Source organism: Allorhizobium sp. NPDC080224 (assembly GCF_050281005.1).
Classification (GTDB): domain Bacteria; phylum Pseudomonadota; class Alphaproteobacteria; order Rhizobiales; family Rhizobiaceae; genus Allorhizobium.
In genome coordinates, this window is record NZ_JBNNWJ010000001.1 from 2,383,645 (window position 1) to 2,396,983 (window position 13,339).

9 protein-coding genes are annotated in these 13,339 nt (G+C 62.1%); 4 read left to right on the forward strand and 5 right to left on the reverse strand.

Translation table 11 applies throughout. From position 1 onward, the window contains the following. Positions 1-105 precede the first annotated feature (105 nt). Positions 106-3,255: an efflux RND transporter permease subunit gene (locus tag ACQKP1_RS11935; RefSeq protein WP_427275385.1), complete on the reverse strand. Its 3,150-nt coding sequence runs from the start codon at positions 3,253-3,255 to the stop codon at positions 106-108. Next, positions 3,252-4,457: an efflux RND transporter periplasmic adaptor subunit gene (locus ACQKP1_RS11940; RefSeq protein ID WP_427275386.1), complete on the reverse strand. Its 1,206-nt coding sequence runs from the start codon at positions 4,455-4,457 to the stop codon at positions 3,252-3,254. Before ACQKP1_RS11940 ends, ACQKP1_RS11935 begins: the two co-directional genes overlap by 4 nt. Before the next feature lie 278 nt (positions 4,458-4,735). Between ACQKP1_RS11940 and ACQKP1_RS11945 the strand changes: the two genes are divergently transcribed. Further along, complete coding sequence (locus ACQKP1_RS11945) at positions 4,736-7,213, forward strand: ATP-dependent helicase (RefSeq protein ID WP_427275387.1); 2,478 nt, start codon at positions 4,736-4,738, stop codon at positions 7,211-7,213. Positions 7,214-7,289: 76 nt separating this feature from the next. Then, positions 7,290-8,072, forward strand: a complete 783-nt coding sequence (locus ACQKP1_RS11950; RefSeq protein ID WP_246753981.1) for a glycosyltransferase family 25 protein — start codon at positions 7,290-7,292, stop codon at positions 8,070-8,072. Positions 8,073-8,084: 12 nt separating this feature from the next. Here the strand turns inward: ACQKP1_RS11950 and ACQKP1_RS11955 are convergent, their stop codons facing one another. From ACQKP1_RS11955 to ACQKP1_RS11965, 3 genes are all read right to left on the reverse strand, one after another. Continuing rightward, positions 8,085-8,684 (reverse strand): thymidine kinase, encoded by a 600-nt coding sequence (locus tag ACQKP1_RS11955; protein ID WP_427275388.1) that lies wholly within the window; start codon positions 8,682-8,684, stop codon positions 8,085-8,087. Between the two features lie 115 nt (positions 8,685-8,799). Beyond that, on the reverse strand, positions 8,800-9,081 hold the full coding sequence (locus ACQKP1_RS11960; RefSeq protein WP_427275389.1) for a DUF6074 family protein: 282 nt from the start codon (positions 9,079-9,081) through the stop codon (positions 8,800-8,802). Between the two features lie 140 nt (positions 9,082-9,221). Beyond that, positions 9,222-11,561, reverse strand: coding sequence for a glucose/quinate/shikimate family membrane-bound PQQ-dependent dehydrogenase (locus ACQKP1_RS11965; RefSeq protein ID WP_427275390.1), 2,340 nt, complete (start codon positions 11,559-11,561; stop codon positions 9,222-9,224). Positions 11,562-11,750: 189 nt separating this feature from the next. Between ACQKP1_RS11965 and pncA the strand changes: the two genes are divergently transcribed. Continuing rightward, positions 11,751-12,377, forward strand: coding sequence for a bifunctional nicotinamidase/pyrazinamidase (pncA, locus tag ACQKP1_RS11970; RefSeq protein ID WP_427275391.1), 627 nt, complete (start codon positions 11,751-11,753; stop codon positions 12,375-12,377). Positions 12,378-12,466: 89 nt separating this feature from the next. After that, the gene (gene panC, locus ACQKP1_RS11975) at positions 12,467-13,339 is read left to right on the forward strand and encodes a pantoate--beta-alanine ligase (RefSeq protein WP_427275392.1); all 873 of its coding nucleotides are present in this window, start codon (positions 12,467-12,469) and stop codon (positions 13,337-13,339) included.

Below are 13,339 nucleotides of genomic sequence, written 5' to 3' on the forward strand. Positions count from 1 at the left end.
GAATAATAGCCATGGGACGCACCGGGAAAATGGTGCGTCCCTGCTATGGGATAGGGCTCAGAGATTGTCCAGTCGTCAGACAGCCGCAGAGGCGAGCTCTTCCTGTTACTCGGCCGCAACCCTCGGCGGCGCGCCACGATCATTGGCGATCTTCAGCGTGGCATCCTCGAGTTCCGTCTTCAGGCGCGCCTCTTCCTGGGCATGCGGCTTGGAGAAGCGGGCAAGCAGAAGATAGGCGACCGGCGTGATGTAAAGCGTGACGAGCGTCGCAAAACCGAGGCCGCCGACGATCACCCAGCCAAGCGCGATGCGCGCTTCAGCACCGGCGCCCTGCGCCAGCACCAACGGCACGCCACCGAGCACGGTCGCGATCATCGTCATCATCACCGGGCGAAGACGGATGGTGCAGGCCGTTTCGATCGCCTCGCGAACGGAAAGCCCGCGATCACGCAACTGGTTGGCAAATTCGACGATCAGAATGCCGTTCTTCGCCATAACACCCACAAGCAGAACGAGGCCGATCTGACTGTAGATGTTGAGCGTCGATCCGGTAACGACGAGCGCGAAGACGGCACAGGCAAGACCGAGCGGCACCGTCGCCATGATGATCAGCGAGGAGACCACGCTTTCGAACTGCGCAGCGAGCACCAAGAAGATGATCGCAACCGCGAAGCCGAAGGTCAGCGCCATGCCATAGCTGTTCTCTTCCAGCGTCGCCGCTTCGGCGAGCGGGATCAGGCGCGAACCCGGCGGCAGAAGCGGCTGTGCCAACTGCGTCGCAACTTCGACCGCATCCCCGAGTGCCACGCCATCGGCGAGCCCCGCCGAGAACGACACCGACGCGAGCTGCTGTTCGCGGTTGAGCGTGGGCGAGACGGCCGTCTCCTGCAGCGAGGCGATGGACGACATCGGCACCACCCGTCCATCGGATGTGGTCAGGAAGATGTTTTCAAGGTCCGTCGGGTCATTGATCGGCTGCGTGCTGGAAACCAGCCGCACCGGGATCGAATTGCCGTCGACGAAAACATCGGTCACCGATCGCCCTTCGAGGAGCGCTTGCAACGAGGTTCCGATCGCACCGATATCGATGCCGAGGTCCGACGCCCGTTCACGATTGATGGTGACCGAGATCTGCGCCTGCGTCGGCTCATTGTCGATCCGCGGCGTCTGGAATTCCGGTCGGTCGCGCATCTGCTCGACCACCGATAGCACAGCTTCCGTTAGGTTCTCATGGCTGGATCCGACCATGGCCATCTGCAGTCCGCTGCCCGCACCGCGGATCCTCAGGCTGTTGGACTGGAAGACGTTACCGCGCAAGGCCGGCACTTTGGCCGTCGCCGCATTGATGTCCTGGGCGATCTGGTCCTGTGTGCGGCTGCGTTCCGACCAGGGGGCGAGCGTCATCACCATGAAGGCGCTGTTGGACGATCCCTGTCCGGAAATCGAGAAAATGTTCTGGATTTCACCGCTGTCACGCAGCGGCTGCAGATATTCCTCGACCCGCTGGAGTTGGTCGCGCGTATAGGCAAGGCTCGATCCCTGCGGTGTCGTCAACCGCATCATGACCATCGAGCGATCCTCGCGTGGCGTGATCTCGCTGCGAATGGCGGTGAAGGTCAGATAAGCAGCACCCGAGAATACGACGGCGACGATGATCACGATCAGCGGATTGCCGAGGCATCCTCGCAGTGTCCGCGAATAGAAGTTCGCGAAGCGACGACCCACGGCGCCGAGCACGCCGTGATCCTTCTCTTGCTCGCGCGACAACATGCGCGAGGCCATCATCGGGCAGAGCGTCAGCGCCGTGATGGACGACAGAAGCACCGCAAAGGCCAGCACAAAGCCGAATTCGCGGAAAAGGCCACCGAGCTGTCCGGGCAGGAAGGACAGCGGGACGAAGACGGCGGCAAGGGTCGCCGTCGTTGCGAGAACGGCAAAGAACACCTCTTGCGCACCGAGCACGGCCGCGGCACGGGGGCCCAAGCCCTCTCCACGACGGCGCACGATGTTCTCGAGCACGACGATCGCGTCATCGACGACGAGGCCCGTGGCAAGAACGATCGCGAGCAGCGTGAGGATGTTGATCGAGAACCCGACCATATAGATCGCAGCCAAGGTGCCGATCAAGGCAACGGGCATCGTCAGCGCCGGGATCAGCGTCGCCCGCCAGTCGCGCAGGAAAAGGAACAGGACGACCAGCACGATTGCCGCAGACAGGCCGAGCGCGATTTCGACCTCGTGCAAGGCGCCCTGGATGAACACCGCATCGTCACTGGTGACGATGACGCGGGTGCCCTCGGGCAAAGCGTCCTGCATCCCCTCGACGGCCGCATGAACGCCGGCCGAAATGTTGAGCGTGTTCGACTGCGCCTGGCGGATGACACCAAGGCCGACGCCAGGCACCCCGTTGGAGCGCAGCGACGTCGAGCCGTCATCGGGGCCGAGTGTCACGGTGGCCACGTCGCGCAGGCGGACGCGTTCGCCGATCAGGACGTTTTCGAAGTCCTCGACCGTGGTGAGGTTTGCTGTGGCACGGACGACGATGTCCTGCGTCTGCGATTCGAGCGAACCTGCCGGCACGTCGAGCGAAGCATTCTGCAGACTGGAAGCCAGATCGGCGACGCTCAAGCCACGGCTGGCGAGTGCCGCCTGGTTGACGTCAACGCGGAAGACCTTTTCCTGGTCGCCATAGATCTGGACGTCGGCCACGCCATCGACAGCGGCCAGCCGGTCGGAGATCTCGTTTTCGACCAGAAGCGTCAGGTCCTCCATGGAAAGCGTGCTGGATGTCACGCCGAGACGCATGATCGGCTGGGAGTCCGCATCAGCCTTGACGATACGCGGCTCGTCGACATCGTCGGGAAGCTGGTTCCGGATTCGACCGAGGGCGTCACGCACGTCATTGGCAGCAACGGCGAGGTCGGCACTGTCGCTGAATTCGAGCGTCGTGCGGCTCTGGCCAAACGAGGATCGCGACGACATGGACTTCAGTCCGCTCACCCGGGCGACGGCGCCCTCAATGGTTCGCGTGACTTCCTGGTCCATGGTCTGCGCAGAGGCACCGTCATAATTGGTGCTGACGGTGATGACCGGCTGGTCCACATCGGGCAGTTCGCGGATTTCGATGCCGGCAAGCGCCGCAAGGCCAGCCACGACCAGCAGCGTGTTCAACACCGCTGCCAGCACCGGGCGGCGAATGAAAAGAGCGGTAAAGCTGCGTCCGGATTGTTCGGAACCGTTCCCCGTAGAACTCATCGCGCGGCGACCTCCTCAGAACCATCCTGCGGTACCCCGGCGACTTCGACGGTCCCGCCTTCTCGCACCCGCTGCAGTCCTTCAACGGCAACCACATCGCCTTCCTTGAGCGACGCGTCCACCAGGATCTGATCCGAGTTGCGCTGCACAATGGTGACGCGCGTCTTCACGGATTTGTTATCAACGATCTGCCAGACGAAGGAGCCTTCGCCATCCCACTGGACGGCAAGCGGATTGACCGCTGCATATTGATCGCCGGGGAAGCGCATCACGACGTTGAACGACATGCCGGCACGCAATACGTCGTCCGGATTGTCGATTTTCGCGCGGATGCGGATGGTCCGGCTGGCCTGATCGACGCGGCTGTCCACCGCCTCGACGCTCCCCTGAAACACCTGCCCCGGACGGGAAACAGACCGGGCTTCCACGGGCATGCCGGGCGTTACGGCAGCGGCAAAACGCTCGGGCGCCCAGAAATCGACCAGCAGCTGGCTGCGGTTGTCGAGCGATACGATGGGGGTCGAATTGGTGACATTGTCGCCGACGCTCACGCCGACGATCCCGATGATACCGTCAATGGGCGCGATGATGTCGCGGCGTTTCAGATTGAGCTCGGCGGTCGTCAATTGCAGTTGCGCCTGCTCCTCCGCAATCTGCGCGTCGAGCACGTCGAGGCGCGAAAAGCTCTGCAGGTTACGATACGACTCGGCCTTCTCTTTCGCACTGCGAAGCGCAACGGCCGCCTGATCACGCAGAATGACCTGCTCCTCACGATCGAGCCGGGCGATGATGTCCCCCTTGCTGACCTTCTGGCCGGAAGACACGAGGATCTCGTCCAGCATGCCCGACGCCTGCGGCATGACCGTGACGGCCTCCACGGCCTCACCGTCGCCGATGGCGCTCAGCCGGTCATTGACGACGCCGATCGCGACAGCCTCGGTTGCGACAAGAATGGCCTGCCCGCCGCCCCGCCGATTGCCCTGCCCCTGACCTTGTCCCTGACCTCCACCTTGGCCCCCTGCCTGCGCCCGCGGACCGCCCTGCCCCTCGGCTTCCGGGGTTGCAGCGACCAGCCCGACGACAGACTGGGGCACGCCCATGGAGACGAGTGCCTGGCCGGCACCGGGGGAAAAGTAGACCCACGAACAGAGGCCGATGAACAAGAGGGCAATACTGATGGCGAGTTGCTTCCAAAGCGGCATGCAGGGCTCCGAAATGTCGAACTGGATGATGTCGGTTAAGTATCGGGCGCAAACCCGCAGTGGCAATGCCAGAACGTCAAACTTACTGATTTGTAATCTCGCGTCTTTTCACGCCGCCGTGATCCTGCACCGATTGCATGCCGGTCAAAGCTGTCCTTCGGATAGCCTAACATATCCGGCGGACGAAGCGTCGCGAATTCCGTGCGCAACACGGCGGAAGGAATAAAACCAGAACGCCGTCACTGGCCTTTCCGACCCGAATCACTACATTGGGCCGCATGAGTAACGGTTTCGACGACATTCCCTTCTTCGACGAAGAGCCCGCACCGCGCAAGCCTGCCGCGTCCACTGCCCCCGCTGCTGGCACTCCTGCAGCCGGTGGCCTTGGCATTGCGGCCCGCGCCATGGCAGCCCGCGACCAGGCGAGAGCGCCCGATTATCTCTCCGGCCTCAACCCGGAACAGCGTGAAGCGGTCGAAACCGTCGATGGTCCGGTACTGGTGCTCGCAGGCGCCGGCACCGGCAAGACCCGCGTCCTCACCACCCGCATTGCCCATATCCTGGCAACCGGGAAAGCCTTTCCAAGCCAGATCCTGGCGGTGACCTTCACCAACAAGGCTGCCCGCGAGATGAAGGAGCGCATCGGCCATCTCGTCGGTGGTGCCGTCGAAGGCATGCCCTGGCTCGGCACATTCCACTCGATCGGCGTCAAGCTGCTTCGTCGCCATGCCGAACTTGTCGACCTGCGCTCCGACTTCACCATCCTCGACACCGATGATGTCGTGCGCCTGATCAAGCAGATCATCCAGGCCGAAGGTTTGGACGACAAGCGCTGGCCGGCCAAGCAATTCGCCCAGATGATTGACGGCTGGAAGAACAAGGGGCTCGACCCGGCGCAGATCCCCGAAGGGGATGCCCGCGCCTTTGCCAACGGCAAGGGCCGTGAACTCTACATCGCCTACCAGAACCGCCTGAAGACGCTGAACGCCTGCGATTTCGGCGACTTGCTCCTGCATCCGATCCGGATGTTCAAAGCGAACCCGGACGTGCTGAAGGAGTACCATCAGCGCTTCAAATATGTGCTCGTCGACGAGTATCAGGACACCAACACCGCCCAATACATGTGGCTGCGCCTCCTTGCCCAGCGTCCGCCGGGCGTGCCGCAGAATGTCTGCTGCGTCGGTGATGACGACCAGTCGATCTATGGCTGGCGCGGCGCGGAGGTGGACAATATTTTGCGCTTCGAAAAGGATTTCCCCGGCGCCAAGGTCATCAAGCTCGAGCGCAATTACCGTTCGACCGAACATATCCTGGGTGCTGCCGGATTTCTGATCGCGCATAATGAGGGCCGCCTCGGCAAGACCCTATTCACCGATCGCGTTGATCCGAATGACGACAAAGTCGTTGTCCATGCCGCCTGGGATTCGGAAGAGGAAGCTCGCGCTGTCGGTGAGGAGATCGAGCAGCTCCAGCGCAATCAGCACCCGCTGAACAACATGGCGATCCTCGTCCGCGCCTCCTTCCAGATGCGCGAATTCGAAGACCGCTTTGTAACGCTCGGCCTGAATTACCGAGTCATCGGCGGCCCGCGCTTCTATGAGCGCCTCGAGATCCGTGATGCCATGGCCTATTTCCGGATGGTCTGCCAGCCGGCCGACGACCTCGCCTTCGAGCGCATCGTCAATACGCCTAAGCGCGGCCTCGGCGACACGACGATCCGCAATCTGCACGACTATGCACGCGCCCGCGACATCCCGATGCTGGCGGCAGCGGCCGACATCATTGAGACCGACGAGCTGAAGCCTAAGGCCCGCAAGGCGCTCTTCGACGTCGTCACCGATTTCCGCCGCTGGCAGTCGCTGCTCGAAACCACGCCGCATACCGAACTCGCCGAGCAGATCCTCGACGAGAGTGGCTATACGGCCATGTGGCAGAACGACAAGTCGGCAGAAGCGCCGGGGCGCCTGGAAAACCTGAAGGAACTCATCCGTTCGATGGAAGCCTTCGAGAGTCTTCGCGGCTTCCTCGAACACGTCTCGCTGGTGATGGATGCCGAGACCAACGAGAACCTCGACGCCGTCTCGATCATGACGCTGCATTCGGCGAAGGGCCTCGAATTCGAGACCGTCTTCCTGCCCGGCTGGGAAGAAGGTCTCTTCCCCCATCAGCGGGCGCTGGACGAAGGCGGACGCTCCGGTCTCGAAGAAGAGCGCCGCCTCGCCTATGTCGGCATCACCCGCGCCAAGCGCCGTTGCCACATCTGGTTCGTCTCGAACCGTCGCATTCATGGCCTCTGGCAATCCACCCTGCCCTCGCGCTTCCTCGAAGAGCTACCGCCCGCCCATGTCGAGGTCGCCGAAGCCGAGACCTCCTATGGCGGCTATGGTCGCAACCCCTATGGCCAGTCCCGCTTCGACAAGCAGGAGCCTTTCCAGAACAGCTATTCGACACCCGGCTGGAAACGCGCCCAGGCCAACAAGACCGACGCCACCCGCGACAACTGGGGCAACCGCTCAGGTCATGCTGTGGAGCGCATCGGTTATGGCGAAAGCGGCCCGAGGGCGAAGACGATCGACGGCGAACTTGTCGCCAAGTCGACGACATCAGAACCGTCACGCTTTTCCGTCGGCGACCGCGTCTTCCACATGAAGTTCGGCAATGGAAATGTCTCGGCGATCGAGGGCAACAAGCTGACGATCGACTTCGACCGGGCGGGCCAGAAACGCGTGCTTGACGGGTTCGTTGAGAAAGCCTGAAGCACCCGGCACTATTGACGGTTTCGTGAAGATTGCGCAGAAGGCTGGGCGCCCGCACGTGTCGATGGAGACCGCATTGCAAGTCCTGCCGGAAAGCCGCCTCAACCTCGCCGTCTACCTGATCAACATGGATGGCGCGGAAGACCGTATGGAGGTGATGAACCGCGAGACGGCCGCCGCCGGCATCGTCGCCGAGCGTGTCCCGGCAGTGATCGGCCGAAACCTCAATTTCCCGATCCCGGAATTCTCCGAACTCTCCTACAAGCTGCTGCATGGTCGCCGCCTGAAACACGGCGAGGTCGGCTGCTATCTGAGCCATGTGGACTGCGCGCGCCGCTTCCTCGCTTCAGACGCGGATCTCTGTCTCATTCTCGAAGACGATGTGACATTCGAGCCGGACTTTCTCGAAACGATCGACGCGGCAGCGAAAAACGCCGACGCCTGGGATATCCTGCGCCTCACCACGGTCAGCAGTGGCCGGAAGTTTCCCTTTCGCAAGCTGACGAACGCCCGCTCCCTTTCAATCGCCCTGACCCGCGAAAAGGGCTCGGGCGCCTACATGATCAACCGCAAGGCGGCCCGCTGGATCTCCGAAAAACTCGTGCCGATGCGGCTCGCTTACGACATCGCGTTCGATCTCGAATACCTGTCGGGCCTGAAGGGCGCTTTCGTCACTCCCCTGGCGGCAAGCCAGGATTCAGAATTCGAATCGCAGATCCAGGGCAATATCAATGCCCATAAGCTGCCGCGCTGGCGCTATCTCACCGTTCTGCCCTACCGCGCCTATTTGGAAGTGAGCCGGGTTCTCGCGCGCGGCGGACTGCTGCTCTGGCAGAAGCTGGTCAACCGGAACGGCTGACGCTGCAAGCGCTCAGTTGCTGGCGGTCACTTCTTCCGCGGCAAAGGCCAGTTGCCAATGGCGGCGGCAGAGAGAGGTATAGGTCTCGTTTCCGCCAATCAGCACCTGGGCGCCGTCCCGCTGCGCCTTGCCGTCTTCGCCGACGCGAACGACCATGGTCGCCTTGCGGCCACAATGGCAGATGGAACGGGCCTCGGTGAGTTCGTCGGCGATCGCGAGCAGCGCTTTCGAGCCGGGGAAGAGTTCGCCGCGGAAATCGGTCCGCAATCCATAGGTCATCACGGGAATGTCGAGCGAATCGACGACCCGTGCCAGCTGCCAAACCTGTTCGGTGGTGAGGAACTGCGCTTCGTCAACGAAGACACAAGAAAGCCGCGACGCATCGTGATCCGCCTTGATGGCCGTGAAGAGATCAGCCTCTGGGCCGAAGGCCGAAGCCTCGGCCCGCAGGCCGATCCGCGAGCCGATGAAGCCCTTGCCGGCACGATTGTCGAGCGAGCTGATCAGCATCGCCACCCGCATGCCGCGCTCCTGGTAATTATACGCCGCCTGCAAAAGCAGCGTCGACTTACCGGCATTCATGGTGGCGTAGATGTAGTGGAGTTTGGCCAAGGCTGCGCTGCTCGAACTGGAGTGATGCTGCCGCCGTCTTACCGGAGAGGTGAGACGGGGGACAAGCACCGCTCAGCGTTGCCAACAGGAACTATCACGCGTGACGCCAAAGGGCTCAGCCCTGGGCGGCTTCCCCGCGATGCAGCCACATCAGTTCGACCTGGACGGCCGCCTGGAAGTCCATGATTTCGGCACGCATCTCGTCCTCGGGGCAACCGAGTTCGAGAAGTTCGTTGCCGAGCCGACGGCATGTCGTCTTCCAGAATTCCGTCGCGGCATAGCCATTCAGGCGGTCGAGTTCGATCGCGGAACGGCGCACCAGATCCCGGCGGCTCGCGAGCGGAAAGAAGGCGATTGTCGTCGGGTTGGACTGGCCGTTCATGGCTTGGCTACTCATGCGAAACATCCTCACGTTACGACATGTGTGTAGAATCACATGGTTAACGTTCCGTTTCGCAGCAAGGCCGGACACGCTGAAGTGTGCCGAAAGTGAACCCGCCCGCGGTCGCGGGCGGGTTCAAGGCTATTAAGCCATGGTCAGTCAGGTAGCGTGTAGGCGATCATGTAGTCGCCAGGATCCGTGCCCACGGAGCCATGGCCGCCGGCGACCATCACGACATACTGCTTGCCGTTGTCGAGCGCATAGGTCATCGGGGTCGCCTGGCCACCAGCCGGCAGTCGGCTCTCCCAGAGCTGCTCGCCCGTCGTCAGGTTATAGGCCCGCAGATAGTTGTCGACGGCAGCACCGAGGAAGACAACGCCGCCCTTGGTGATCATCGGGCCACCGATACCGGGCACACCGACCTTGAAGGGCAGCGGCAGCGGCGTCATGTCGTAAACCGTGCCGTTGCGCTTCTGATAGGCGATCTCACCCGAACGCAAATCGACGCCGGCAATCGTGCCCCATGGCGGCGCCTGGCAGGGAATGCCAAGCGGCGACAGGAACGGCCCCATGATGATCCCGTAGGGTGCACCCTCGTTGCGGTTGAGCCCCTGCTCCGAGCCGGTTTCGCCCTCTTCCTTCGGCGGAATTTCGGAACGCGGCACAAGCTTAGACGTGAAGGCCAGATAGGTCGGCATGCCGAACATCACCTGTCGCTCCGGATCGACGGCGACCGAACCCCAGTTGAAGGTGCCAAAATTGCCGGGATAGACGAGTGTGCCTTCCAGCGAGGGCGGCGTGTACTGGCCCTCGTATTTCAGCTGATGGAACTGAATACGGCACATCATCTGGTCGATGATGGTCAGGCCCCACATATTGCTCTCGGTCATGGTCGGCGGACGGAAGGTCAGATCCGAGATCGGCTGGGTCGGCGCGGTGAAATCTTCCGGGATCGCACCACCGGGTGCCGGGAGCTCGCGCACCGGAATGATCGGCTCACCCGTCCGGCGGTCCAGCACATAGATGTCACCCTGCTTGGTCGGCCCGATCAGCGCGGGCGTCACGACACCCTCGGCATTCGTCAGATCCATCAGCACGGGCTGTGCCGGGACGTCCATGTCCCAGAGGTCATGGTGCACCGTTTGCATGACCCAGCGATCCTGTCCGGTATTGACGTCGAGCGCGACGATCGAAGAGGAATATTTCTCAACACTCTCGCTGCGCCCCATGCCGAGCTGGTCCGGAACCTGATTGCCAAGAGGGATATAGACGAGGCCAAGCTCTTCATCGACCGAGAAAATCGACCAGCTGTTGGGCGAATTGGGCATGTAGGTCTCATCGGGGCCGATCGGAGCAGTTTCCGTCGGGTTGCCGCTGTCCCAGTTCCAGACCAGTTCACCGGTGTTCACATCGAAGGCGCGGATGACGCCGGACGGCGACTGGATCGAGTAGTTGTCGTTGACGGCGCCGCCGATAATGATTTTGCCGGCAGCGATGACCGGCGGCGAGGTCGAATAGTAATAGCCGGCCGGATTGAAGGGCATGTTCTGCTCGAGCCTGAGCGTACCGCCGTCGGCAAAATTCTCGCAAATGGCGCCTGTTCCGGCGTCGAGGGCAATCAGCCTGGCATCCGACGTCGGCAGATAGACGCGCTCGGCGCAAACGGTGCCTTCAACGGCTGTCGGATCACGGTAATAGGTGACACCGCGGCAGGTCTGATGCTGGCGATCGGATTCGAGACCGGCATTCGGATCGAACTTCCACTTCTCCTGACCGGTCTCGGCATCCACGGCGATCGCCCAATTGTGCGGCGTGCAGAGATAGAGCGTGTCGTCGATCTTGAGCGGCGTGACCTGATAGGTCGTCTCGGTCACATCCTCCGGCAGTTTCACATCGCCGGTCTGATAGGTCCACGCGATCTTCAGATCTTTAACGTTGTCGGTATTGATCTGGGTCAGTGGGGAATAGCGCTGGCCATAGGGTGTCCGTCCATACTGGTGCCAATCACCGTCAGGAACAGCGCCACCGAGAGCCGGCGCTGCGGCCACCTGTTCGGTCGGCAGAACGCCGTCGCGATCATAGGTTTCGACGAAGAGCGAGATCCCGGCGACGATCACGGCAATCAGAACCGGCACCGCAATCGGCAGGATGGCAGTTGCCGCTCGTTCGCGTCGATCGGCCGGTCCCAGTTTTCGGCGAATGGCCGGCAACATCAGCCACAGGCCGAGGACGATGATCAGCCCGCCGCGCGGACCGAGCTGCCACCAGTCAAGTCCGACTTCAAACAAGGCCCAGGCAAGACTTCCCAAAATAAAGAGGCCATAGACCCAAAGGGCCTCGACCCGCCTCAGGAAAAGCAGGACTGCTGTCGCAAGAAACGCAAGTCCGGCGAGAAGGAAATAGAAGCTGCCCCCCAGGATCAGGAGCTGAATGCCCCCTGCTCCGAGGACAAGCCCCAGAATCCCGAAGACGACGGCGGTAACGGTGAGAAACATGCCGAATCCATTCGATGTTTTGAAAATTGCCGACATGGCCGCCTGCGGTCATGTCGGAGGACGATTTGAACGGAACGATGGAACAAGATGATTGTTCCCTGTTTCGGAACCTCTGAATTCAGGTCTTTCGGCCTTGATCCCGCGGCTGGCGATTGCCATCTTGCGCCGCACAAGAATGGGAGTGCGATCATGACCAAGGCTCTGCTACTCATCGACATCCAGAACGGCTTCTGCCCGGGTGGCAATCTGCCGGTTGCAGAAGGCGACGCGGTCGTGCCCGTGGCGAACCGTTTGATGGCGCATGGCGCCTATGATCTCGTCGTCGCCTCGCAGGACTGGCACCCGGCAAACCATGGCAGCTTCGCCTCACAACATCCGGGAAAGAAGCCCTTCGACATGGGCGAACTCTCCGGGCAGCCGCAGGTGATGTGGCCGGACCATTGCGTTCAGGGCACGCTTGACGCGGAGTTTCACCCCGATCTCGACACAGACCGCATCGATTACATCCAGCGCAAGGGCGAAAACCCCGCCGTCGACAGCTATTCCGCCTTCCGCGACAATGACAAATCAGCCCTCACCGGTCTCGCCGATTGGCTGAAGGCAAAGGGCGTGACCGAACTCGACGTCATGGGGCTTGCCACGGACTACTGCGTGAAGTTTTCGGCTCTCGATGCCGTCGACATGCTGCCGGGCGTCAAGGTCCGCCTGATCTCCGATGGCTGCCGTGGCATCGATGCGAAGGGCGTGGAGGATGCGATCGAAGCCATGCGCGAGGCGGGCGTCGAGATCATCGACAGCGGCCGAATCGGTTTCTGAGGAAGTTTCTGCAAAGGATTCGTGCGATTGCCTTTTTTGACGGCAAGCGCTAGAGCCGAGCCAGTGAGAAGACAGGGAGGACGCCGGTCATGGAAGTCGTCACCACGATCGCCGCTTTGCGACAGAAGCTCGCGCCCCGCCGCCGCGCCGGCCAGACCATAGGCTTCGTGCCGACCATGGGTTACCTGCATCAGGGGCATCTGAGCCTTGTCGGCCGCGCCAAGTCTGAAAACGACGTGACGGTCGTCTCGATCTTCGTCAATCCGCTTCAGTTCGGCAAGAACGAGGATCTGGAAAAGTATCCGCGCGACCTCGCCCGCGACAGCACCATGCTCGAAGAGGCCGGCGTCGACTATCTCTTCGCGCCGGGCGTGGAAGACATGTATCCCGAACCGATGCAGACGGTCGTCGATCTGCCGAAGCTCGGCTCCGAGCTTGAGGGCGAGGCCCGTCCGGGCCACTTCGCCGGTGTCGCGACCGTGGTCACCAAGCTCTTCAACATCGTCCAGCCGGACGCCGCCTATTTCGGCGAGAAGGACTATCAGCAGGTCACGATCATCCAGAAGATGGTCGTGGACCTCGCACAACCGGTGCGCGTCGTGCCCGTTCCAACCGTCCGCGAGGCCGACGGTCTCGCCTGCTCCTCGCGCAACGTCTATCTCTCGCCCGCCGAACGCGCTGCAGCCGTGATCGTGCCGAAGACCCTCGCCGAGGCAGAAAGGCTTCTGCTGACCGGCATCCGCGACGTCGCGACCCTGGAAGCAAAACTCATTGAATTCCTGCAAACGGAACCGCTCGCAGAGCCGGAAGTCGTTGCTATCCGCCATCCGCGCACGCTGGAGCGCATCGAGACCGTGACGACCACAGCACTCGTTCTTCTCTATGTTCGCTTCGGCAAGACCAAGCTTCTCGACAACCGTATCATCGGCCAAGCGGCCGCCACCGGCATGGAGGCCGCCTGA

What these genes read in the sequence shown, in the direction of transcription:
- ACQKP1_RS11935 (WP_427275385.1), bottom strand. Translation starts at nt 3,255, where the DNA reads ATGAGTTCTACGGGGAACGGTTCCGAACAATCCGGACGCAGCTTTACC.
- ACQKP1_RS11940 (WP_427275386.1), bottom strand. Translation starts at nt 4,457, where the DNA reads ATGCCGCTTTGGAAGCAACTCGCCATCAGTATTGCCCTCTTGTTCATC.
- ACQKP1_RS11945 (WP_427275387.1), top strand. Translation starts at nt 4,736, where the DNA reads ATGAGTAACGGTTTCGACGACATTCCCTTCTTCGACGAAGAGCCCGCA.
- ACQKP1_RS11960 (WP_427275389.1), bottom strand. Translation starts at nt 9,081, where the DNA reads ATGAGTAGCCAAGCCATGAACGGCCAGTCCAACCCGACGACAATCGCC.
- ACQKP1_RS11965 (WP_427275390.1), bottom strand. Translation starts at nt 11,561, where the DNA reads ATGTTTCTCACCGTTACCGCCGTCGTCTTCGGGATTCTGGGGCTTGTC.
- pncA (WP_427275391.1), top strand. Translation starts at nt 11,751, where the DNA reads ATGACCAAGGCTCTGCTACTCATCGACATCCAGAACGGCTTCTGCCCG.
- panC (WP_427275392.1), top strand. Translation starts at nt 12,467, where the DNA reads ATGGAAGTCGTCACCACGATCGCCGCTTTGCGACAGAAGCTCGCGCCC.